Origin of the sequence: Chromobacterium rhizoryzae, from assembly GCF_020544465.1 — a bacterium.
Taxonomy (GTDB): Bacteria; Pseudomonadota; Gammaproteobacteria; order Burkholderiales; family Chromobacteriaceae; genus Chromobacterium.
The window spans coordinates 2,107,490-2,130,711 of sequence record NZ_CP066126.1 but is presented as its reverse complement, the minus strand read 5'-3'; the positions used below and the strand labels follow the sequence as shown (position 1 = coordinate 2,130,711).

18 protein-coding genes, 1 other RNA gene and 1 pseudogene are annotated in these 23,222 nt (G+C 66.2%); 15 read left to right on the top strand and 5 right to left on the bottom strand.

From position 1 onward, the window contains the following. Nucleotides 1-13: 13 nt before the first annotated feature. The 4 genes and pseudogenes from prpC to prpF all read left to right on the top strand — a co-directional run bounded on the left by prpC (nucleotide 14) and on the right by prpF (nucleotide 5,669). The gene (gene prpC, locus JC616_RS09745; protein WP_227107970.1) at nucleotides 14-1,162 is read left to right on the top strand and encodes a bifunctional 2-methylcitrate synthase/citrate synthase; all 1,149 of its coding nucleotides are present in this window, start codon (nucleotides 14-16) and stop codon (nucleotides 1,160-1,162) included. A 55-nt stretch (nucleotides 1,163-1,217) separates the two neighbouring features. Then, complete coding sequence (gene acnD, locus JC616_RS09740) at nucleotides 1,218-3,824, top strand: Fe/S-dependent 2-methylisocitrate dehydratase AcnD (protein WP_227108579.1); 2,607 nt, start codon at nucleotides 1,218-1,220, stop codon at nucleotides 3,822-3,824. Nucleotides 3,825-4,087: 263 nt separating this feature from the next. Next, nucleotides 4,088-4,425, top strand: a pseudogene (locus JC616_RS09735) (endonuclease domain-containing protein). A 53-nt stretch (nucleotides 4,426-4,478) separates the two neighbouring features. Continuing rightward, nucleotides 4,479-5,669 (top strand): 2-methylaconitate cis-trans isomerase PrpF, encoded by a 1,191-nt coding sequence (gene prpF, locus JC616_RS09730; RefSeq protein WP_227107968.1) that lies wholly within the window; start codon nucleotides 4,479-4,481, stop codon nucleotides 5,667-5,669. Nucleotides 5,670-5,676: 7 nt separating this feature from the next. On the opposite strand, the gene JC616_RS09725 is transcribed toward prpF, so the two are convergent. Next, on the bottom strand, nucleotides 5,677-7,323 hold the full coding sequence (locus JC616_RS09725) for an acyl-CoA dehydrogenase family protein (RefSeq protein WP_227107966.1): 1,647 nt from the start codon (nucleotides 7,321-7,323) through the stop codon (nucleotides 5,677-5,679). A 57-nt stretch (nucleotides 7,324-7,380) separates the two neighbouring features. On the opposite strand from JC616_RS09725, the gene JC616_RS09720 reads away from it, so the two are divergent. Beyond that, nucleotides 7,381-8,025 (top strand): TetR family transcriptional regulator, encoded by a 645-nt coding sequence (locus tag JC616_RS09720; protein ID WP_227107964.1) that lies wholly within the window; start codon nucleotides 7,381-7,383, stop codon nucleotides 8,023-8,025. An 82-nt stretch (nucleotides 8,026-8,107) separates the two neighbouring features. Continuing rightward, nucleotides 8,108-9,010: a 4-hydroxy-tetrahydrodipicolinate synthase gene (gene dapA / locus JC616_RS09715; protein ID WP_227107962.1), complete on the top strand. Its 903-nt coding sequence runs from the start codon at nucleotides 8,108-8,110 to the stop codon at nucleotides 9,008-9,010. Nucleotides 9,011-9,085: 75 nt separating this feature from the next. Here dapA and JC616_RS09710 read toward each other — a convergent pair whose 3' ends face one another. Together JC616_RS09710 and JC616_RS09705 are read right to left on the bottom strand one after the other, a co-directional pair. Beyond that, nucleotides 9,086-9,586, bottom strand: coding sequence for a YajQ family cyclic di-GMP-binding protein (locus JC616_RS09710; protein ID WP_019099884.1), 501 nt, complete (start codon nucleotides 9,584-9,586; stop codon nucleotides 9,086-9,088). A 55-nt stretch (nucleotides 9,587-9,641) separates the two neighbouring features. Next, nucleotides 9,642-10,523: a MurR/RpiR family transcriptional regulator gene (locus tag JC616_RS09705; protein WP_158274281.1), complete on the bottom strand. Its 882-nt coding sequence runs from the start codon at nucleotides 10,521-10,523 to the stop codon at nucleotides 9,642-9,644. A 333-nt stretch (nucleotides 10,524-10,856) separates the two neighbouring features. Between JC616_RS09705 and JC616_RS09700 the strand changes: the two genes are divergently transcribed. The 6 genes from JC616_RS09700 to JC616_RS09675 all read left to right on the top strand — a co-directional run bounded on the left by JC616_RS09700 (nucleotide 10,857) and on the right by JC616_RS09675 (nucleotide 17,878). Continuing rightward, entirely contained in the window at nucleotides 10,857-12,194 is a 1,338-nt protein-coding gene (locus tag JC616_RS09700) for a glutamine synthetase family protein (RefSeq protein ID WP_227107960.1), read from the top strand. Then, nucleotides 12,195-13,580 carry an aldehyde dehydrogenase family protein gene (locus JC616_RS09695; RefSeq protein WP_227107958.1) on the top strand — a complete coding sequence of 462 codons (1,386 nt, stop codon included), beginning with the start codon at nucleotides 12,195-12,197 and terminating at the stop codon, nucleotides 13,578-13,580. A gap of 4 nt (nucleotides 13,581-13,584) precedes the next feature. Next, a complete protein-coding gene (locus tag JC616_RS09690; RefSeq protein ID WP_227107956.1) occupies nucleotides 13,585-14,745 on the top strand; it encodes an iron-containing alcohol dehydrogenase in 1,161 nt (386 codons plus the stop codon). Next, nucleotides 14,745-15,455 (top strand): gamma-glutamyl-gamma-aminobutyrate hydrolase family protein, encoded by a 711-nt coding sequence (locus tag JC616_RS09685; protein ID WP_107799420.1) that lies wholly within the window; start codon nucleotides 14,745-14,747, stop codon nucleotides 15,453-15,455. Before JC616_RS09690 ends, JC616_RS09685 begins: the two co-directional genes overlap by 1 nt. 145 nt (nucleotides 15,456-15,600) lie before the next feature. After that, on the top strand, nucleotides 15,601-17,139 hold the full coding sequence (locus JC616_RS09680) for an amino acid permease (RefSeq protein ID WP_227107954.1): 1,539 nt from the start codon (nucleotides 15,601-15,603) through the stop codon (nucleotides 17,137-17,139). Between the two features lie 100 nt (nucleotides 17,140-17,239). Then, on the top strand, nucleotides 17,240-17,878 hold the full coding sequence (locus JC616_RS09675; RefSeq protein ID WP_227107952.1) for a LysE family translocator: 639 nt from the start codon (nucleotides 17,240-17,242) through the stop codon (nucleotides 17,876-17,878). A gap of 128 nt (nucleotides 17,879-18,006) precedes the next feature. Here JC616_RS09675 and JC616_RS09670 read toward each other — a convergent pair whose 3' ends face one another. Further along, nucleotides 18,007-18,450 (bottom strand): hypothetical protein, encoded by a 444-nt coding sequence (locus JC616_RS09670; protein WP_146176650.1) that lies wholly within the window; start codon nucleotides 18,448-18,450, stop codon nucleotides 18,007-18,009. A gap of 469 nt (nucleotides 18,451-18,919) precedes the next feature. Between JC616_RS09670 and ssrA the strand changes: the two genes are divergently transcribed. From ssrA to JC616_RS09655, 3 genes are all read left to right on the top strand, one after another. Beyond that, nucleotides 18,920-19,284: a transfer-messenger RNA gene (ssrA, locus tag JC616_RS09665) on the top strand. Between the two features lie 147 nt (nucleotides 19,285-19,431). Further along, nucleotides 19,432-21,135: a sensor domain-containing diguanylate cyclase gene (locus tag JC616_RS09660; RefSeq protein ID WP_227107950.1), complete on the top strand. Its 1,704-nt coding sequence runs from the start codon at nucleotides 19,432-19,434 to the stop codon at nucleotides 21,133-21,135. A 26-nt stretch (nucleotides 21,136-21,161) separates the two neighbouring features. After that, the gene (locus JC616_RS09655; protein WP_227107948.1) at nucleotides 21,162-21,407 is read left to right on the top strand and encodes a hypothetical protein; all 246 of its coding nucleotides are present in this window, start codon (nucleotides 21,162-21,164) and stop codon (nucleotides 21,405-21,407) included. A gap of 70 nt (nucleotides 21,408-21,477) precedes the next feature. Here the strand turns inward: JC616_RS09655 and argS are convergent, their stop codons facing one another. Further along, nucleotides 21,478-23,196 carry an arginine--tRNA ligase gene (gene argS / locus JC616_RS09650; protein ID WP_227107946.1) on the bottom strand — a complete coding sequence of 573 codons (1,719 nt, stop codon included), beginning with the start codon at nucleotides 23,194-23,196 and terminating at the stop codon, nucleotides 21,478-21,480. Nucleotides 23,197-23,222 lie beyond the last annotated feature (26 nt).

The following is a 23,222-nucleotide window of genomic DNA, read 5'->3' as shown; positions in this document are numbered from 1 at the left end:
TCAGGAGAAAAGCATGAGCGAAACCGTTGTTGGCATCAAACCCAAGAAATCCGTAGCCCTGTCCGGCGTCGCCGCCGGCAATACCGCGCTGTGCACCGTGGGCCGCAGCGGCAACGATCTGCACTACCGCGGCTACGACATCCTCGACCTCGCCGGCCGTTGCGAATTCGAGGAAGTGGCCTATCTGCTGGTTCACGGCAAGCTGCCGAACAAGGCCGAGCTGGTCGGCTACAAGAAAAAGCTGAAATCGCTGCGCGGCCTGCCGGCGGCGGTGAAGGCGGTGCTGGAGGCGCTGCCGGCCAGCGCCCATCCCATGGACGTGATGCGCAGCGGCGTGTCCGCGCTGGGCTGCGCGCTGCCGGAGAAGGACGATCACAACCAGGCCGGCGCGCGCGACATCGCCGACCGGCTGATGGCCAGCCTGGGCTCGATGCTGCTGTACTGGCATCATTTCAGCCACAACGGCAAGCGCATCGAGGTGGAAACCGACGACGACAGCATAGGCGGCCACTTCCTGCACCTGCTGCACGGCGAAAAACCGTCTCAGGAATGGGTACGCGCGATGCACACCTCGCTCAATCTATACGCCGAGCATGAATTCAACGCCTCCACCTTCGCCGCCCGCGTCATCGCCGGCACCGGCTCGGACTTGTACAGCGCCGTCACCGGCGCCATCGGCGCCTTGCGCGGCCCCAAGCACGGCGGCGCCAACGAAGTGGCTTTCGACATTCAGCAACGCTATGAAAGCCCGGCCGAAGCCGAGGCCGACATCCGCGAGCGCGTGGAGCGCAAGGAAGTGGTGATCGGCTTCGGCCACCCGGTCTACACCATCTCCGATCCGCGCAACAAGGTGATCAAGGACGTGGCGCGCGAACTGTCCAAGTCCGCCGGCAACAGCAAGATGTTCGACATCGCCGAACGGCTGGAAACCGTGATGTGGGACATCAAGAAGATGTTCCCCAATCTGGACTGGTTTTCCGCGGTCAGTTACCACATGATGGGCGTGCCCACCGCCATGTTCACCCCGCTGTTCGTCATCGCCCGCACCAGCGGCTGGAGCGCGCACGTGATCGAGCAACGCCAGGACGGCAAGATCATCCGCCCCAGCGCCAACTACACCGGACCGGAAGACCAGGTGTTCGTGCCGCTGGAACAGCGCTGACCGGACCGGGGGCCGTCGCGCCCCCGCCCCTGATTTTCAAATTGGCCAAGACATGATGAATTCCGCTTACCGCATTCCCCTGCCCGGCACCGGGCTCGACTATTTCGACGCCCGCGCCGCCGTCGACGCCATCCGCCCCGGCGCCTGGGAGCAACTGCCCTACACCGGCCGCGTCCACGCCGAAAACCTGGTGCGCCGCTGCGAACCGGCGCTGCTGGGCGACTGCCTGGAGCAGATCGCCCATCGCAAGCGCGAGCGCGATTTCCCCTGGTTTCCGGCGCGCGTGGTCTGTCACGACATCCTGGGCCAGACCGCCCTGGTGGACCTGGCCGGCCTGCGCGACGCCATCGCCGATCAGGGCGGCGACCCGGCCCAGGTCAATCCGGTGGTGCCGGTGCAGTTGATCGTCGACCATTCGCTGGCGGTGGAATGCGGCGGCTTCGACCCGCAGGCTTTCGAAAAGAACCGCGCGATCGAAGACCGGCGCAACGAAGACCGCTTCCATTTCATCGAGTGGACCAAGAGCGCCTTCGACAATGTCGACGTGATCCCCGCCGGCAACGGCATCATGCACCAGATCAATCTGGAGAAAATGTCGCCGGTGATCCACGCCGACAACGGCGTGGCCTACCCGGACACCTGTGTCGGCACCGACAGCCACACCCCGCACGTGGACGCGCTGGGCGTGATCGCCGTCGGCGTCGGCGGCCTGGAAGCGGAAAACGTGATGCTGGGCCGCGCCTCCTGGATGCGGCTGCCGGACATCGTCGGCGTGGAACTGTCCGGCAAGCCCGGCCCCGGCATCACCGCTACCGACGTGGTGCTGGCGCTGACCGAATTCCTGCGCCAGCAAAAAGTGGTGGGCGCTTATCTGGAGTTCTACGGCCCGGGCGCCGCGGCGCTGACCCTGGGCGACCGCGCCACCATCTCCAATATGGCGCCGGAGTACGGCGCCACCGCGGCCTTGTTCTTCATCGACGAGCAGACCCTCTCCTATCTGAAGCTGACCGGCCGCAGCGATGAGCAGGTCCGGCTGGTGGAAAGCTACGCCAAGACCGCCGGCCTGTGGGCCGACACGCTGCAAAACGTCGTGTACGAGCGAGTGCTGCGCTTCGACCTGTCCAGCGTGGGCCGCAACCTGGCCGGCCCGTCCAACCCGCACAAGCGGCTGCCGGTGTCGGCGCTGGCCGAGCGCGGCATCGCCGTCAATCTGGCGCAGGCGCGCGCGGAGGAGGCCCAAGGCCTGATGCCGGACGGCGCGGTGATCATCGCCGCCATCACCAGCTGCACCAATACCTCCAACCCGCGCAATGTGATCGCCGCCGGCCTGCTGGCGCGCAACGCCAACCGGCTGGGCCTCGCCCGCAAACCCTGGGTGAAGTCCTCGCTAGCGCCGGGCTCCAAGGCGGTTGAGCTTTATTTGAAGGAGGCCGGCCTGCTGTCCGAGCTGGAACAGCTGGGCTTCGGCATCGTCGCCTTCGCCTGCACCACCTGCAACGGCATGTCCGGCGCGCTGGAGCCCAAGATCCAGCAGGAGATTGTGGAACGCGATCTGTACGCGACGGCGGTGCTGTCCGGCAACCGCAACTTCGACGGCCGCATCCACCCCTACGCCAAACAGGCCTTCCTGGCCTCGCCGCCGCTGGTGATCGCCTACGCCATCGCCGGCACCATGCGTTTCGACATCGAAAAAGACGTGTTGGGCGTCGCCGACGGCAAGGAGATCCGGCTCAAGGACATCTGGCCGGACGACGCGGAAATAGACGCGGTGCTGCGCCGGGCGGTCAAGCCCGAACATTTCCGCCAGGTCTACGAGCCGATGTTCGCCATCCGGCGCGACGGCGCCGCCAAGGCCAGCCCGCTGTACGCCTGGCGGCCGCAGTCCACCTATATCCGCCGCCCGCCGTACTGGGAGGGCGCGCTGGCCGGCGAGCGCACGCTGCGCGGCATGCGTCCGCTGGCCCTGCTGCCGGACAATATCACCACCGACCACCTGTCGCCTTCCAACGCCATTCTGCTGGACTCGGCGGCCGGCGAATACCTGGCGAAAATGGGCCTGCCGGAGGAGGACTTCAACTCCTACGCCACCCACCGCGGCGATCACCTGACCGCGCAGCGCGCCACCTTCGCCAACCCCAAGCTGTTCAATGAAATGGTGTTGAACGAAGACGGCTCGGTGCGCCAGGGCTCGCTGGCGCGCGTAGAGCCGGAAGGCGAGACGATGCGGATGTGGGAGGCGATCGAAACCTATATGCGGCGCAAGCAGCCGCTGATCATCGTCGCCGGCGCCGACTATGGCCAGGGCAGCTCGCGCGACTGGGCGGCCAAGGGCGTGCGCCTGGCCGGCGTAGAGGCCATTGTCGCCGAAGGCTTCGAACGCATCCACCGCACCAATCTGATCGGCATGGGCGTGCTGCCGCTGGAGTTCAAACCCGGCGTCAACCGCAAGACGCTGGCGCTGGACGGCAGCGAGACTTACGACGTGATCGGCCAGCGCCAGCCGCGCGCCGAGCTGACGCTGCTGATCCACCGCAAGGACGGCCGCACGGAGCAAGCGCCGGTGACCTGTAGGCTGGACACCGCGGAAGAAGTGTCGATCTACGAGGCAGGCGGCGTGCTGCAGCGTTTCGCGCAGGACTTTTTGGAGGGGGCGGGAGGCTGAACCCCTCTCCCCCGGCCCCTCTCCCTCAAGGGGAGAGGGGAGATACCACAAGACGGTTTTACTATCGGTATTTGTAGGGATGTCGCCGTTTAATGTAAGGCGCAAACACTTCAATCCTCTCTTGCAGGAGAGAAAAAACGCCACGAAATCGCTTTGCCGCCTGCAGCTGAGATGACAGCTTAGTTGCGGCAGAAATAGCGGCAGAGTATTAACGACTCAGCAAGCCCCTCTCCCCCTGCGGGAGAGGGGTTGGGGAGAGGGGTATGCGCCAGCTCGATTTCGCCAAGTCCTTACGGCGCAATATGACCGATGCCGAACAGCGACTCTGGAAGCGGCTCCGCGCCCACCGGCTGAACGGCGAGAAATTCCGCCGCCAACAGCCGATCGGCCCCTACATCGTCGATTTCGTCCACTTCGGCTCGCGGCTAATCATAGAGGCGGACGGCGGCCAGCATCATGAAAGCCGCGGCGACGCCGTCGCGACGCTTGGCTGCAGGCGCAGGGCTTCAGAGTCATGCGCTTCTGGAACAACGATATTCTGCACAATCAGGACGCGGTCCTAGAAGCGATCTGGCAAGCGCTAAGCGCCCGGACACAATAGAACACAGCGGCGTCCCGACCGTGGAACCGCCGCAAGCACAGGAAAAACAGCATATGACTCAGTCTGCCCAGATCCGCATCCCCGCCACCTATATGCGCGGCGGCACCAGCAAGGGCGTGTTCTTCCGTTTGCAGGACTTGCCGGAGGCCGCGCGCCGGCCGGGCGCGACGCGCGACGCGCTGCTGCTGCGCGTGATCGGCAGCCCGGACCCTTACGGCAAGCAGATAGACGGCATGGGCGGGGCCAGCTCCAGCACCAGCAAGACCGTGATCGTGTCCCCCTCCTCGCGCCCGGGCCACGACGTCGATTATCTGTTCGGCCAGGTCGGCATAGACAAAGCCTTCGTCGACTGGAGCGGCAACTGCGGCAATCTGTCCGCCGCGGTCGGCCCCTTCGCCATCGCCGGCGGCCTGATCGATCCGGCGCGCATTCCCGCCAACGGCGTGTGCAGCGTGCGCATCTGGCAGGCCAATATCGGCAAGACCATCATCGCCCATGTGCCCATCACCGCAGGCCAGGTGCAGGAAACCGGGGATTTCGAGCTGGACGGCGTCACCTTCCCCGCCGCCGAGATCGCGCTGGAGTTCCTGGACCCGGCCGATGAAGGCGATGGCGACGGCGGCGCGATGTTCCCCACCGGCCAGTTGGTGGACACCCTGGAAGTCCCCGGCGTCGGCGTCTTCCCGGTCACGCTGATCAACGCTGGCATCCCCACCATCTTCGTCAAGGCCGCCGACATCGGCTACAGCGGCGCCGAGTCGCAGGACGCGATCAACGCCGACCCGGCGGCGCTGGCGCGCTTCGAGGCCATCCGGGCCCACGGCGCGCTGAAGATGGGTCTGATTGAAACGCTGGGAGAAATCGCCAGCCGCCAGCACACGCCCAAAATCGCCTTCATCGCGCCGCCGGCCGACTACACCGCCTCCAGCGGCAAGCCGGTGCGCGCCGCCGACATCGACCTCCTGGCGCGAGCCATGTCCATGGGCAAACTGCACCACGCGATGATGGGCACCGCCGCGGTGGCCATAGGCACCGCCGCGGCCATTCCCGGCACCCTGGTCAACCTGGCCGCCGGCGGCGGCAAGCGCCGGATGGTGCGCTTCGGCCATCCGTCCGGCACCTTGCGCGTCGGCGCCGAAGCCCGTCAGGAAAACGGCGCCTGGACGGTGACCAAGGCGGTGATGAGCCGCAGCGCGCGGGTGTTGATGGAGGGTTGGGTGCGGGTGCCGGGCGACGCGCTCTGAGTCCGACTCAGACCGGCAAGGCGCGCTGCAGGATAGCCTCGATATCCAGCCGGCTTCCGTTCAGCGCGCCGGCCACCCGCCCCCATTGCCCGTCGTCCAAACGGCTGGCGATAAAACCCTGGGCCGAAGCCGACGGCGCATGGCGCGCCAGCAGGCAGGCTTGCGCCGTCAGCGCCAGCAATTGGGCGAAACGCCGCCCCAAAGGCTCAAGCTCGGCCGGCCTGGCGGCCATCTGGCGCAATTGCGCCAGCGCCGCCGCCAGCGCCGGCTCGCCGCCGGACAGGCCGGCCAAATCCTCCAGCAGCGCCTGCCAGGCTTCGGGCTCGCGCTGCAGCGCGCGGATCAGATCCAGGCACATCACATTGCCGGAGCCCTCCCAGATCGAATTCAACGGCGCTTCGCGATACAGGCGCGCCATCGGTCCGTCGACATAGCCGTTGCCGCCGAACACTTCCATCGCCTCGCCGCTGAGCTCCACCGCGCGCTTGCACACCCAGAACTTGGCCGCCGGCGTGACGATGCGCTTCCAACCCCGCTGCGCCGGCGCGTCCTCTCGTTCAAAGGCCTCGGACAGCCGCGCCGCCAATTGCAGCGCCGCCTCGCTTTCCAGCGCCAGGTCCGCCAACACCGCGCGCATCAGCGGCTGCTCGGCCAGCCGCTTGCCGAAGGCCATGCGCCGCCGCGCGTAAGCCAGCGCCTGCACCGCGCCCTGGCGCAGCAGCGCGGCGCTGCCGATCACGCAGTTGAGCCGGGTGTAGCCGGCCATTTCGATGATGGTGGGAATGCCGCGGCCCTCCTCGCCGATCAGCACGCCCCAAGCGTCCTGGAACTCCACCTCGCAACCGGCGTTGCTGCGATTGCCCACCTTGTCCTTCAGGCGCTGGATCCTCACCGCGTTGCGCTCGCCGTTCGGCCGCCAGCGCGGCAGATAGAAGCAGCACGGCGCGCCGTCGGCGGTCTTGGCCACCACCAGATGGGCGTCGCACATCGGCGCCGACCAGAACCATTTATGGCCGCGCAGCAGGTATTCTCCGCCGCGGCCCCCGGCGCCCAAGGGCGTCGCCTGGGTGGTGTTGGCGCGCACGTCGGAGCCGCCCTGCTTCTCGGTCATGCCCATGCCGATCCAGGCCGACGTCTTGCGTTCCAGCGGCAGATCGCGGCTGTCGTGAACGCGGCTGAACAGCTTGTCGCCCAGCTGCGCCCACAGCGCCGGCTCGCGCCGCAGCAAGGGAATGGCGGCCTGGGTCATCGTCGCCGGGCACAAGCTGCCGGCCTCCACCTGGCCATGCAGATAGAGGCCGGCCATCGCCGCGGTCCAGCGGCCCGGCCGCTGACTGTCGAAAGGCAGGCTTACCAGGCCTTGCTCACGATACAGCGCCAAGAACTGGTGCCAGGCCGGGTGGGAATCCACCAGGTCGACGCGACGGCCGCGGCGGTCGAAAGCCCGCAACTCCGGCGCATGGCGATTGGCTTGCTCGGCCAGTTCGAAGCTGTCCGCCCGCCCCAGGCGCTCGCCGTAGGCGCTGAGCCCGGCCTCGGCCCAGCCCGCGTCGGCGCGCCGCAGCGCCTCGCGCAAGGCCGGGTCGCTGTCGTACAGCGAGTAATCCGCCAGTTCTTCGTACTGGTTGCTCACTTCATGGGTTTGCCAGATCATCGTTCCGTCTCCTCGCGCCGCGTTCGCGGCCATGACGAAAGTATAAGGAAAGCGGCGATGCGACATGTTCGGGTTTCCCCCACCGCGGCGCAGCAAGCCGAACAGGCCGCGCCGGCCACGCGCCGGCGTCCGCGCCAGTCGCGTTCGCGCGCCAGCCTGATCGCGCTGCAACAGGCCTTTGTTCAGGTTTTGCTCACGCGCGGCTACGCCAAAACCACGGTGCGCGAGGTGGCCGCCGTCGCCGGCGTGGCGGTCGGCACCTTTTATCAGTACGTGCGCAATATGGACGGCCTGGCCGCGCTGTGCATCCATCAGCATGTGCACGCGCTGGCCGGCGCGCTGCGCCAATGCGCCGCCGCCCGCCGAGGCGCGGATCGTCGCGATATCGCCGCCGCGCTGCTGGCCTTGCAACTGGACACGATCCAACGCCAGGCGCCGGCCTGGAACGCGCTGTTCCTGCTGGAGCGCCGGGTCTCCCCGATGGATGCCTACCGCCGCCACTACCAGCAATACGTGGACATCTGGCGCGCCGCATTGGCCGCCGCCGCCGAGCCGCCGCCGCGGCTGGACGCCGCCGCGCGCATGGCTCACTGTCTTTGCTACGGAAGCATTTCGCAGACCTTGCTGACCCAAGGGCCGACCGCGGATCTCGCGGCCCTGCGCCCGGAATTGGAAGCGGCGCTCAAGGCCTGCCTGGGCTGAAACCGCGGGAAAGGCGTCGCAATAAGGAGTAGAATCGGCCGCAGCCGCCGCCAAGGCGGCCAAGAAGAACAAAGGAAGCAAAATGACAGAACATTGGGGCAAGGTGCTGACCGCCATGGTCACGCCCTTCGACGAAGCCGGCCGGCTGAATCTGGACGCGGCGCGGCAACTGGCCAGACATCTGGCGGCCAACGGCAGCGACGGCCTGGTGGTGGCGGCCACCACCGGCGAGGCGCCGACGCTGAGCGACGAGGAACGCCGCGATCTGGTGCGCGCGGTCAGCGAGGCGGTGACCATCCCGGTGCTGGCCGGCACCGGCAGCAGCCACACCGAACACGCGATCGCGCTGACGCGCGAGGCCGCCGGCCTGGGCGCCGCCGGCGTCTTCGTGGTCGGCCCCTATTACAACCGCCCGCCGCAAGCCGGCATCGAAGCCCATTTCCGCGCGGTGGCCGCGGCCACCCGGCTGCCGCTGATGGTCTACGACGTGCCGGGCCGCACCGGCCGCCGCATCGCCGCCGACGTGCTGCTGCGGCTGTTCCGCGAGGTGGACAATATCGTCGCCTTCAAGGACGCCACCGGCGACCCGGCCGCGGCGGCCGCGCTGCTGGCCGCCGCCGGCGAGCACTTCTCGCTCTACTCCGGCGACGACGCGCTGACCCTGCCCTTGCTGGCGGTGGGCGCGGTGGGCGTGGTCGGCACCTCCACCCACTGGACCGGGCCGGAGTTCGCCCGCATGATCGCCGCCTTCGAACAGGGCGACACGGCGCAGGCGCGGCGCGTCAACGCCGGCTTGCAGGAATCCTTCGCCTTCTCCAACACCGACGCTTCGGTGTTTTCGATGTCGGTGAAAGCCATGCTGCGGGTGCAGGGTCTTCCGGTGGGTCAATGCCGGCTGCCGCTGCCGCCCACCGGCGCCGCCGAGGAGGAACAGGCGCGGCTGGTATGGGAGCGGCTGCAGCTGCGCCGCGCCGCCGCCTGTTAAAGAGGAACGGCAATGAAAAAAGGAGCCTGTCGGCTCCTTTTTCATTTCGCGCGTGTTCATGTCGCGCGGCGGCGTTCAATCGCGGAAGTTGTTGAACTGCAGCGGGAAGCCGTTTTCCTTGTCGTCGGCGATTTCCTTGCGCATCAGCGCGATGCATTCCTGCAGCACGTCGCGCTTGGCGCCGGACACCCGCACCGCTTCGCCCTGAATGCTGGCCTGCACCTTGAGCTTGGCGTCCTTGATCAGCTTGACGATTTTCTTGGCCAGATCGGATTCCAGGCCTTCCTTCACCGTCAGCACTTTCTTCACCTTGTTGCCGCTGACTTTTTCCAGCTTGCCGTACTCCATGCAGCGCACGTCCACGCCACGCTTGGACAGCTTGTTCACCAGAATGTCGTTGACCTGGTCCAGTTGAAACTCGGCGTCGGCGTACAAGGTCAGTTCCTTGTCTCCGGTTTCGATGCGGGCGTCGCTGCCCTTGAAGTCGTAACGGGTGGACACCTCTTTATTGGCTTGCTCCACGGCGTTGCGCACTTCCACCTTGTTCACTTCGGACACGATATCGAAAGACGGCATGAAATATTCCTAATAATGCTTGATGCCGACATTTTAGAGGCTGGCTCCGCCCTTGTCACTCGGCCGCCCGTTGGTTGCCCTCGCCGCCTTCGCCCAAACGCGCCCGCATCGCCTCCACCTCCTTGAGCCGGCCGCTGATGCGGTCCCAATGCCGCGCGTTCAAGGCGGCGATCACCGCGTCCACCAGCATCATCAGCGGCGTATTGCTGTCCCAGCCGGCCGGACCGGCGGTGTGCGCCGCCAAGGTGTAGCGCGCCACGCGCGCCACCGGCGACAGCCACTGATCCGTGAACAGCAGCACGCTGGCCTTGCGCTGCGCCGCCATTTCCGCGATGCGCAGCGCGTCGTCCCAGTAGCGGCGGATGTCGAAAATCACCAGTACGTCCGGCCGGCCCATGTCCACCAGCGAATCCGCCCAGCTTGCCGGCACCCCGCGCAAATGCACCACGTCCGGCCGCACCACTTTCAGATGGTGGCAAAGATAGGCCGCCAGCGGGTCGGTCAACCGCCCGCCCAGCAGCCAGATCCGGTGCTTGCGCTCGCCCAGCAGGTCCACCGCGCCGTCGAACTCGGCGCGCGGCACCTGGGCCGCGGTCTGGCGCATCAGCTCGGCGATGCGCTCGGCGTGGCTGGCCAGAAAATCATGGTCTCCCTGCAACTGTCCCGGATCATGGCGCATCAGCGGCGATTGCAAACGCAATTCCAGTTCTGCGCGCAGCGCGGACTGGAAGGCGGCGTAATTGTCGAAACCCAGCTTGCCGATCAGGCGCAGCACCGTCGGGCCGCTGACGTCGGCGCGCTGCGCCCATTGCGCGATGGTTTCCAGGCCGGCCACCGGATAGTTGGCCAGCAGCGCCCGTCCCACCTTGCGTTCGGTGGGGGTCAGCGCTTCGAACAGCGCGCGGACTTGCTCCGCGATCGAGCGGCTTTGGCTCATTCTGTTGCCCCTTTGGCGATGCACGACTGCCCTCGTGCCGCGCAGCATAACAGCGCCGGTGTAAAAACGGCATTGTGTCATTGCGCCCACACTGCCGCCCAGATTCTAATATTTATTACAAATTTGGCTTGATTCATTTTTTTTTTAACGAATAATACTACCCAAACAACATGGCGGCGACAAGAAAGCAGCCCACAAGGCAGCGACAAATCACCGCTAAAACAGACAGTTGCAAGCCAGACGATGAACGCTCGGCCGGTATCGGGGAAGTTAGACCGCGGCAATCAGGGAGAGACAGCGATGGAAGCACGCGACGTAAAGACAATCGCGGATTTGAAGGTTTTGATCGAAGAACGCCGCCTGAGTCAGATCAAGGTGGGTCTGGTTGACATGGACGGGGTGATGTGCGGCAAATACATGTCGCGCGACAAATTCCTGTGCGCCCTGGAAGGCGGCTTCGGCTTCTGCGACGTGGTGTTCGGCTGGGACGTGGGCGACAAGCTGTACGACAACACCCTGCTCACCGGTTGGGGCCGCGGCTACGGCGACGCCGAGGTGAGGCTGATTCCCGAATCCTGCCGCGACCTGCCGCTGGAAGGCGATCTGATCTTCGTCCAGGGCGAGGTGGTGGGCCGGCTGGAAAGCCTCTGTCCGCGAGGCCTGCTGCGCCGGGTGCTGGAGCGCGCTCGCGACATGGGCTTCGACGTGCTGGCCGGCTTCGAATACGAGTTTCTGGCGGTGGACGAAGACAACGACGCGCTGCAGCAGCGGCTGTACCAGCACCCCAAGCCGCTGGGCAGCGGCGCCTTCGGCTACTCCATTCTGCGCAGCTCGGTGAACACCGACTTCTACCGCGCGCTGCTGGACCTGTGCGAGCGGATGCAGATGCCGATCGAAGGCCTGCACGAGGAAACCGGACCCGGCGCGCTGGAAGCCGCGCTGTGCGTGGACAACGCCTTGCGCGCCGCCGACAACGCCGTCTGTTTCAAGACCTTCTCCAAGGTGCTGGCGGAGAAACAGGGCCGCATGCTCTGCTATATGGCCAAGTGGCACCAGGAGCAATCCGGCCAGGGCGGCCACATCCATATCTCGCTGCGCCGCCGCGACGGCGGCGACAGCGCCTTCCACCAGCCGGGCCGCGAACACGCGATCAGCGACGCGATGCGCCACTTCATCGGCGGCATCCAGCGGCTGATGCCGGAATTCATGAGCCTGGCCGCGCCCACGGTCAACAGCTTCCGCCGGCTGGTGCCCGGCTATTGGGCGCCCACCAGCTCGCTATGGGGCGTGGACAACCGCACCGTGGCCATCCGCGCGATTCCCGGCAGCGCCAAATCGCAACGCGTCGAATACCGCCTGCCCGGCGCCGACAGCAACCCCTATCTGGCGCTGGCCAGCGGCCTGGCCGCCGGCCTCTACGGCATCGAACACCGGATCGAGCCGGAAGAACCGGTCAGCGCCAACGGCTATCTGCTGGACGCGCCGCCCCATTTGAAACTGCACCGCACCTTGTGGGAAGCCGCTCAGGCGCTGCGCGGCTCCGCCGCCGCCCGCGACTGGTTCGGCGACGACTTCGTCGATCACTTCGCCGCCACCCGCGAATGGGAGGAACGCGAGTTCCAGCGCCATGTCACCGACTGGGAATTGAAACGCTACTTCGAGATCATCTAAATGAGCGAAAACTACTCCGTCATCACCCCGCTGGACGGTTCCACCCTGCTGCAACGCGGCTACACCAGCCCGGTCCAGACCCAGGCCGCGCTGGACGCCGCCCGCGCCGCCCAGGCCGGCTGGCGCGCCACGCCGCTGGCCGAACGCAAGGCCTTGATCGGCCGGGCGGTGGACTGGCTGATCGCCCACAAGAGCGACTGCGCCGACGCCGTCACCCGCCAGATAGGCCGGCCCATCCGTCAGTCCCCCGGCGAGATCGGCGGCCTGGCCGAGCGCGCGCGCCATATGCTGGACATCGCCGAAGAGGCCCTGGCCGACCTCCACCCCGCGCCCAAGCCCGGCTTCGAACGCTGGCTGCGCCGCGAACCGCTGGGCACGGTGCTGGTGCTGGCGCCGTGGAACTACCCCTTCCTCACCGCCATCAACACCATCGCGCCGGCGCTGGCCGCCGGCAACTGCGTGCTGCTCAAGCATTCCTCGCAAACCCCGCTGATCGCCGATCTGTTCCGCCAGGCCTGCGCCGCCGCCGGCCTGCCCATCGGCGTGTTCCAGACCCTGGAACTGGACCATGCCGCCACCTTGAAACTGACGGCCGCGCCGGAGATCGACTTCGTCGCCTTCACCGGCTCGGTCAGCGGCGGCCGCGCGGTGCAAAGGGCGGCCGCCGAGCGCTTCATCGGCGTCGGCCTGGAGTTGGGCGGCAAGGACCCGGCCTATGTGCGCGCCGACGCCGATCTGCCGGCGGCGATAGAAAACCTGGTGGACGGCGCTTTCTTCAATTCCGGCCAGTCCTGCTGCGGCATCGAACGCATCTATGTGCAGCGCCAGCGCTACCGCGACTTCGTCGACGGCTTCGTCGAGCTGACCCGGACCTATCGCTTCGGCCATCCGCTGGACCAGGACACCAATCTGGGGCCCATGGTGCGCGCCGGCGCCGCCGACTTCGTGCGCGGCCAGATCCAGGCGGCGCTGGCCGCCGGCGCGCGCGCGTTGATTCCGGCCGGCCATTTCGCCGCCGACGCGCCCGGCAGCGCCTATCTGGCCCCGCAAGTGCTGGTGGACGTGAACCACGCCATGAGCGTGATGCGCGAGGAGAGCTTCGGCCCGGTCATCGGCATCATGGCCGTGGACTCCGACGAGGAGGCGCTGCGGCTGATGAACGACAGCGCCTACGGCCTGACCGCCTCGATCTGGACCGCGGACCGCGACGCCGCCGTCCGCCTGGGTCAACAACTGGAAACCGGCACCGTGTTCATGAACCGCTGCGACTACCTGGACCCGGCGCTGGCCTGGACCGGGGTCAAGGACACCGGCCGCGGCGTGTCCTTGTCCGTGTTGGGCTATCAGCAGCTGACCCGGGTCAAATCCTTCCATCTCAAGGGGTAAGGCGATGCAACTGCAAGGCAACTGGAACTATCCGACCAGCATCCGCTTCGGCGTCGGCCGCGCCGCCGAACTGCCGGCGCTGTGCCGCGAACTGGGCATGCGCCGCCCGCTGCTGGTCACCGACCCCGGCCTGGCCAGGCTGCCGATGCTGGCCCGGCTGCGGAGCTTGCTGAGCGACGCCGGCCTGGAGACCGCCTTGTTCAGCGATATGCGCCCCAATCCGGTGGGCCGCGACGTCGACGCCGGGGTCGCCGCCTTCCGCGACGGCCGCCACGACGGGGTGGTCGCCGTCGGCGGCGGCAGCGCGCTGGACGTGGGCAAGGCCATCGCTTTGATGTCCGGACAAAAACGCCCGCTGTGGGACTTCGAGGACGTGGGCGACAACTGGCTGCGCGTGGATCCCGCCGGCGTCGCGCCCACGCTGGCGGTGCCCACCACCGCCGGCACCGGCTCCGAGGTGGGGCGCGCGTCCCTGATCATCGACGAGGCCGCGCACCGCAAGGTCATCATCTTCCATCCGGCCATGCTGCCCAAGCTGGTGCTGGCGGACCCGGAACTGACCGTCGGCCTGCCGCCGGCGCTGACCGCCGCCACCGGCGTCGACGCGCTGGTGCACAATCTGGAAGCCTTCTGCTCCCCGTTCTATCACCCCATCGCCCAGGGCGTGGCGCTGGAAGGCATGCGGCTGGCGCACGACTGGCTGCCGGCGGCCCACGCCGACGGCGGCAATCTGGAAGCCCGCGCCCAGATGCTGTCCTGTTCCATCATGGGCGCCACCGCCTTCCAGAAAGGCCTGGGCGGCGTGCACGCGCTGGCGCATCCCATCGGCGCGGTGTTCGACACCCACCACGGCCTGGCCAACGCCGTGCTGCTGCCCTATGTGCTGGTGCGCAACCGGCCGGCGATAGCCGAACGGCTGAGCGCCGCCGCCCGCTACCTGGGCCTGGCCGACGCCGGCTTCGACGGTTTCCTGGCCTGGGTGCTGCAATTGCGCGCCTGCCTGGGCATTCCGCACACCCTGGCGGAGATCGGCATCGGCGCGGACGCCGCCGCCGACATCGGCCGCATGGCCAAGGCCGACCCCAGCGACGGCGGCAACCCCTTGCCCCTGTCCGCCGACGACTACCGCGCGATCTTCCTCGCCGCGCAGCAAGGCAGGCTGTGATGAGGCGCCCGCTGATCGGCCTGACCACCTACCCGGCCACGCCCGAGCACGGCTATCACACGCCGCTGGAATACGTGGCGGCGGTGGTGCGCGCCGGCGGCGCGCCGGTGCAATTGCCGGCGCTGGGCCCGGAGATGGTGGACGGCTGGCTGGACAAGCTGGACGGCGTGGTGCTGATCGGCGGCGGCGACATCGATCCGGCCCGCTTCGACCGCGACGGCCACCCGACCATTTACAACCTCAGCCCGGAGCGCGACGCCACCGAAATCGCGCTGGCGCGCGCGCTGCTGCAACGCAAGCTGCCGACGCTGGCGATCTGCCGCGGCCTGCAAATCCTCAACACCGTGCTGGGCGGCAGCCTGCACCTGCACCTGCCGGACGTGGTGGGCGAGGCCGTGCCCCATCGCGCGCCGCCGCGCGTGCCGACGCCGCACCCGGTGCGCGTCGCCGCCGACTCCTGCCTGGCGGGCCTGATCGGCACCGAAGTCCTCACCCAGTCCTGGCACCACCAGGCGATAGACCGCCCCGGCCACGGCGTGGTGCCGGTGGCCTGGGCGCCGGACGGCGTGATCGAGGCGATAGAAATCGCCGATTTTCCCCAGTTGATCGCGGTGCAATGGCACCCCGAGCTCTCCGCCGAGCGCGACAGCGGCCAGCAAAGGCTGTTCGACGCGCTGGTCACCATGAGCGGAACGCCGCCGCCCGGCTGAGCGCCGCCGCGCCTCGCTTCTGAAATAGACACGAAGCCCGGATCACCGGGCCAGGGCCCGGCCGGCCTCCGCCGCCGTTCGGGCGCCGGCGCGTACGCGCGCCCAGGCGGAAAACCACAGACATGCACAATGAGAGAGGAACATCATGGAACCAGTTCGGCATGAGTCCGCGCCCGTCGGCGAGGACGAGAAACTGTTGCACAGCATGGGTTACGCTCAGGAGTTGTCCCGACGCATGAGCGGCTTTTCCAACTTCGCCATCTCCTTTTCCATCATCTGCGTGCTGGCCGGCGGCATCACCGCCTTCCCGGCCGGACTCAGCGCCGGCGGCGGCGCGGCCATCGGCATAGGCTGGCCGCTGGGCGCGCTGTTCGCCGCCATCGTCGCCGCGGCCATGGCCCAGATCGCCTCCGCCTACCCCACCGCCGGCGGGCTTTACCACTGGGCGTCCATTCTGGGCGGCAAGGGCCTGGGCTGGACCACCGCCTGGATCAATCTGCTGGGACTGATCTTCGTCACCGCCGCGGTCAATTTCGGCGTTTACGACCCCTTCTTCAAAACCCTGGTCGCGCCGCTGCTGGGCCTGAATCCGGAACAGCTGGGCTGGGGCCATCAGACCTTGTTTCTCGCCGTGGTGGCGCTGAGCCAGGCCTGGCTCAACCACCTGGGCATCAAGCTCACCACCCGGCTGACCGATCTGTCCGGCTATCTGATCTTCGTCGTCACCCTGGCCTTGGTGGTGTCGCTGCTGATCTACGCGCCTGGACCGCTGGACTTCTCCCGCTTGTGGACCTTCCACAATTACAGCGGCGCCGACGGCGGCGCCTGGCCGCGGATGGACAATACGGTGATGGTGTTCCTGGCCGGCCTGCTGCTCACCGTCTATACCCTGACCGGCTACGACGCCTCCGCCCACACCTCGGAGGAGACCCGCGAAGCGGCCCGCAATGTGCCCAAGGGCATCTTGCGCTCGGTGCTGTGGTCCGGCGTGTTCGGCTATTTGATGATCTGCGCCTTCGTGCTGGTGCTGCCGGACCTGAGCGCCGGGGTCAAGGCCGGCATGGGCTTTTTCGATCTGCTGCTGAGCGCGCTGCCGCCGGCCTTGAAGGCGGCGCTGGGCATAGGCATCTTTCTGGTCAACTATCTGTGCGGCCTGGCCTGCCTGACCTCCACCTCGCGCATGATGTACGCCTTCGCCCGCGACGGCGGCCTGCCGGCCTCGCGCTGGCTGCGCCAGGTGCATCCGCAACACCGCACTCCGGGCCCGGCGATCTGGGTCAGCGCCGCGCTCGCCATCGCCGCCACCTTGTACGGCGACGCCTTCCTGGTGCTGTCCACCGGCGCCGCGGTGTTCCTGTACATCTCCTACATCCTGCCGTCCGCCGCCGGCCTGTTCGCCGAGGGCCGCAGCTGGACCCACAAGGGGCCGTTCGATCTGGGCCGGGCGTCCAAACCCATCGCCGCGCTGGCCACGCTGGGCGGCGCGGTGCTGGTCTTCGTCGGCATCCAGCCGCCGAATGAGAAGGTTCTGTACCTGACCGTCGCGCTGCTGCTGGTGCTGGCCTTGTTCTGGTTCGCGCTGGGCGTGCGCAAGCAATTCAAGGGACCGCCCACCGGCCAGCGCATCCAGGGCCATCAAGCGCATATCCGCGAAATCGAAAGCGCGCTGGACGAGGCCGGCTGAACGCGCAGTCCAAAGGGAGACCGGCGCGGCCGGACAAAGCGCTTGTCTCCCGGCGGCAAATGCGGAATCATCCGGACACGAACCACCGCCAGAGAAGCCCATGCTCGTCACCCCGGAACAATTGCTCGCCTTCACCGCCGCCGCGATGCTGATCACCCTGTCGCCCGGCCCGGACAATCTGATGGTGCTGAGCCAGGGCATCGCCCGCGGCCGCCGCCAGGGCATGGCCTTCGGCCTGGGCTGCGCCTTAGGCTGCCTGAACCACACGGTGCTGGCCGCGCTCGGCGTCAGCGCGCTGATCGCCGCCTCCCCGCTGGCCTTCACGCTGCTGAAGTTCGCCGGCGGCGGCTATCTGATCTATCTGGGCTGGCAGGCGCTGCGCAGCCCCGGCGCCAGCTTCCAGGCCGGCGCCGCCGGGCGGGACGCCGCGCCGCTGGCCGCCACCTTCCGCAAAGGCCTGATCGCCAATGCGATCAACCCCAAGGTGGTGCTGTTCTTCCTCGCCTTCCTGCCGCAATTCGTCAACCCGGCCCAGGGTCCGGCCGGGCTGCAGATCGCCGCGCTCGGCCTGGTCTTCACGCTGCAAGGCGCGCTGATCTTCGGCTGCCTCGGCTATTTCTCCGGCACTATCGGCCAATGGCTGTCCAAGAGCCGCCGCGCCAGCCAGTGGCTGGACCGCATCGCCGGCAGCGTATTCATCGCGCTGGGCTTGAAGCTGATACTGGACCGCGGTCACTAGCGGCGTCGCAGCTTTTCCGTAAGCAATAAAAAAACAGCCCGCGCCGGATAAACGGCGAAGGCTGTTTTTACATTCCAATCAAAGCGCCATGGCCGCCCTCAGTGCTTTTTCATTTGCGGGGACGCCGTTTAGGAAAGCAGAGATTTAACGGTGCTGCTGGTTTTATGCTCCACCAGCAAGGGCTCCATACTGTCTCTTTTAGTCACGTCCAGATCATGCTTGGAAATGATTTCCTTCAATTGGCAAGCCAATTCCGACATGCTGTACGAGCCCGCCTCAATATCGATCAGCAAGCCGTCCACCCGGCTGCGGCTCATGCGGTTGCTTTTCCACTTACGCTCGAAGCCGCCCGCGGCGGCCAGGCTGGACAAGGCCGCGGCGATCGAGGTCAACACCGTGGAATAACCCTTCAGGTCATGCCCTTGCACCTGCAGCAAGCCGCCCACCACCACGCTGCAGAGAATCGATCCGAAAATGGCCGTATGATGGGCGAAGCTCCAAAGCCGCTGACCTTTGCTAAACCAGTTTCGCCATCTCATGGCTTCCTGCCTGAGCGCCTCTTTATCCATCATATTTCCTCCTCGCTGAGAAGTACGCATTTGCGGCCAGTCATGAAGTCAACATAGTCAATCCAACTGAAGTTGCAAATATTGACGCGTAAAAAGCCCATTAATTTGAAATGGCCCTGGCCGAATTCGACGCGTGAAGGAACAACGCTTAAAAACTGAAATTTCCCGGAAGACCCGGCGCGTCCCAGAAAAGCGGAAAGTGAAAATCCGGGACGCCCCGCTCAAAGGCGCATCGATAAATCTATCAATCTAGACCACGGTCTTGATTCCCGAAAGTCTGATTTCCCCCTTTCCGCGCGGCGACGCTTGCAAGGGAAATCCTGAATCTGTTTCAAGCGGAACCCTATGACAATCGTCGTCTCTCGCCAAAGCCGCGCCCTGCTCCGGCCCCCTACGACGCTTGAATTCGTACGAAAAGCGCCGCGGAACTAGCCTTGGCCGCGCATTGTCTATATAATCTGGATTCTTATCTGGGGGCGACCTGGTTTCGACGAGGGTTGCGAAGCAGATGAGGGCATACCGGGATTTCAGTCACCCCGTAAAACACTGAGTTTATTTAGTCGCAAACGACGAAACTTACGCTCTGGCAGCCTAAGGGCTAGCTAGACACTACAACGGTTCGCAGATGGGCCGGGGGCGTCAAAACCCTGTAGTGTCACTTTACATCTGCTAGTGCTATGTCGGGTTACTTGGCATAGTGCGAAACAATAGGTAACTCGCCAAAGTCCAGCCTGTCCGTCGGCGTGGCAGCGGTTAAATCCAAATGACACGACTAAGTATGTAGAACTCACTGTAGAGGACTTTCGGACGCGGGTTCGATTCCCGCCGCCTCCACCACCACACTGCTTCATGATCCGTCATGAAGACTCGGAAACCCCGATAGCTCAAAGCTTTCGGGGTTTTTTGTCGCCTCAGCCTCGGCAAGGCGGCCCCCGCCCCGCCGCCCATCTATAATCCAGTCATTCCCATCTCCGCAAAGCGACCATGCCTCGCCTGTTGCCCAATTTGCCGGACAGTTTCCGGCTACGGCTGACCGCGCTGTTCGGCGGGCTGTTTCTCGCCTCGGCGCTGCTGGCCGCGCTCTTCCTGGATCAAGTGCTGAGCAGCCGCATCGTGCAGAACCAGGGCGTGGCCATGCATGCGCTGGCCGACAACATCGCCAAGGCCATCTCCACCAATCTGCAGGAACGCCATCGCGAAGTCTTGCTGCTGGCGCAGACGCCCGCCTACGTCCGCGCGCCGCTGGACGGCGACGACCTGCGCCAAAGCCTGGAACGCACCAAGCGGGCCTACCGCTACTACGCCTGGATTGGCATCACCGACCCGGACGGCAACATCGTTTCCGCCACCAGCGGCATGCTGCAGGGCCAAAGCGCGGCCAAGCGCCCCTGGTTTATCCACGGCCGCCAGGCGCCCTTTGTCGGCGACGTACACCAGGCCGTGCTCTTGGCCAAGCTCATGCCCTCCGCCGCGAACCATGGAGAGCCGCTGCGCTTCGTCGACTTCGCCTCGCCGATTTACGACCCCGCCGGCAAATTGCGCGGGGTACTGGCCACGCACGCGCTCTGGGCCTGGGTGGAGGAAACGATACGGGAACGCCTGCCCGCCAAGACGTCTCAGCAGGTCTTCATTATCGACAAGCGCGACAATACGCTGTCGCCCTTCGAGGCGATAGGCAAGGAGCGCCCACCCGCGCCCCTGCCTTCCGGCCGGGATTTTCAGCTCGGCGTCTGGCCCGACGGCAAGAATTACCTGTATAGCGAGGCCTGGGTGCGCGAGGCCGGGCTGGACTGGCGCGTGGTCGTCCGACAGCCGCAAGGGCAGGCCTTGGCGGCCTTGAACCAGTTGCGCGCCAGCCTGATACTGCTGGGCCTGGTTGCCACCTTGCTGCTGATGGTCGCCGTTTATCGGCTGGCCGCCCTGTTCAGCACACCGCTGGAACAATTGGCCGGCATCGCCCGACGCATCGGCCAGGGAGAGGAACACGCCGATTGGACGCTGCCCAGCGGCGCTCAGGAACTGCGCCAGCTGTCGCAGGCGATGCGAAGCATGGCCACCGCCCTGTTGGCCCGCAAACAGGAGCTGACCGACATCAACGCCAAGCTGGAGCAGCTCGTGGAGGAGCGCACCGAGTCCCTGCGCGAGGTCAACCACGAGCTGGTGCGCACCGCCACGCGATTGGCGCAGCAGGCGCGCAGCGACGCGCTCACCGGACTGAACAACCGCATGGCCTGCAACGAACAGCTCAGGGAAGAGCATCTGCGCTACGGGCGCAGCGGCGCGCCCTACTCGGTGTTGTTGCTGGACGTCGACCACTTCAAGCGCGTCAACGATCATTTTGGACACGACGCCGGCGACCGCGTGCTATGCCACATCGCCCGACTCCTGCAAGCCACCGCCCGCCTCACGGACTTCACCGCCCGCTACGGCGGCGAAGAGTTCCTGCTGCTGCTGCCCGACACCGACGACAAGGGCGCCGCGGTGCTGGCCGAAAAAATCCGCGCCGCCGTCGAACACTCGCCGGCGCCGGACGCCGGCAAGGTCACCCTCAGCATCGGCCTGGCCATGGCCCGGCCCGCCGACATCCAGCCTGAAGCGGTGGTCAAGCGCGCCGACCAGGCCCTGTACCGCGCCAAGGCCAACGGCCGCAACCAGGTTGCGCTGGACACCACGGACGGATCGCATTAAAAGTGGGCCATCGGCCCGGCCGAATCATGATAAAGAGATTCCGCCCGGCGCTGACCGCGCCCGCCACCCCCAACGCCAAGGATGTGAAGATGAAAGAGCAAATGCCGCCGCCCAAATATCAGATCAAACCGGAAACCTCAACCCCGCCCCTGCCGGCGGGCCTGTCCAAGGTGCTGGATATGCTCAGCGACGCGATGCGCGCCAAAGAGGCTGAGCCGGCGGCGGACGCAAACGCGGAAGCCGGCACCGACAAACCGCCCCCGGCGCGCTGAACGCCCGACGCGCATGAAAAATGCCGCCGGCGCAAAGCGCGGGCGGCATGCTTGAAGCGGGAAGACCGGTTTACATCGAGACCAACACCTTGATGCCCAACAGATCCAGACCGGTTTTCAGCGTCTTGCCGGTCAAAGCGGCCAGCTGCAGACGGCTGGCGCGGACTTCACCCTCGCTCTTGAGAATGGGGCAAGCCTCGTAGAAGCGCGAGAACAGCGTGGCGATGTTGTACAGATACTGGGACAGGTAGTGCGGATAGCAACCGTCCACCACCGCCTGCAAAGTGTCTTCGAACTGAGCCAGCGCGGCGGCCAGATGCTTCTCCGCCGGCTCGGTGATGACGATGGCGGCGTTGGCATCGTAACCGTCGGCCTTGCGGAACACGCTCTGTACGCGAGTGTAGGCGTATTGCAGATAGGGCGCGGTATTGCCCTCGAAGGCCAGCATGGTGTCCCAGTTGAAGATGTAGTCGCTCATGCGGTTCTTGGACAGATCGGCGTACTTGACCGCACCGATGCCCACGGCGGCGGCGATGTCGCGGCGCTCCGCTTCCGGCAGATCCGGATTCTTCTCCGTCACCAGCGCGAAGGCGCGCTCTTCCGCTTCCTGCAACAGCTCAATCAGCTTGACCGTGCCGCCGGAACGGGTCTTGAACGGCTTGCCGTCGTCGCCCATCATCACGCCGAAGCCGACATGCTCCAGCTTCATGCTCTCCGGCGCGAAGCCGGCCTTGCGGCAGATGGAGAACATCTGGGCGAAATGCTGGCTCTGGCGTGCGTCCACCACGTAGATGACACGGTCCAGGTTCAGGGTCTTATGGCGATAACGCACCGCGCCCAGATCGGTGGTGGTGTACAGATAGCCACCGTCCTTTTTCTGGATGATCACGCCCATGGGCTTGTCTTCCTGGGTGCGGAACTCTTCCAGGAACACCACTTGGGCGCCGTCGTCCTCGCTCAGCAGGCTGGCCGCGCGCAATTCGTCGACGATGACCGGCAGGTCGTCGTTGTACGAGGACTCGCCGCGCACGTGCTCGCGCTTGAGGCCGACGTTGAGCTTCTGGTACACCGCCTCGCAATGCTTCAGCGACACGTCGACGAACTGCTCCCACAGCTTCAGCACGTCCTGGTCGCCGCCTTGCAGCTTGACCACGTAGTCGCGGGCGCGGTTGGCGAAGTCTTCGCTTTCGTCGAAACGCACTTTGGCGTTGCGGTAGAAGGTTTCCAGGTCGGACAGCTGCAATTCGGCGTCGCCGGCGTGGCTGGTTTCCACCAGGTAGGCGGTCAGCATGCCGAACTGGGTGCCCCAGTCGCCCACGTGGTTGGCGCGCACCACGTCGTGGCCGACGAATTCCATCACTCGGGCCAGCGCGTCGCCGATGATGCTGGAACGCAGATGGCCAACGTGCATTTCCTTGGCCAGGTTGGGCGAGGAGTACTCCACCATCACGCGCTGCGGCGCAACGCGGCTGATGCCAAGCTTGTCGTCTTTCAGGGCGGCTTCGCTTCGTCGGGCAAGATATTCAGGGGCTAGATGAATATTGATGAAACCCGGGCCGGCGATTTCCACCTTGTCGGCGATGCCGGCAAGATCCAGCGCGGCGACCACTTTCTGGGCCAGTTCGCGCGGGTTGGTTTTCAGCAGTTTGGCGGCGCTCATGACGCCGTTGGCCTGATAGTCGCCGAATTCCGGCTTGGACGCCGGCTGCACCACGGCGGGCGCGTCCGGCGCGCCGGCTGCCGCCAGAGCGGCCTGCACCCGTTGATTGATGAGTTGAAGAATAGTCATTAGAGCCCCAAGAATTGCCGCGAAAA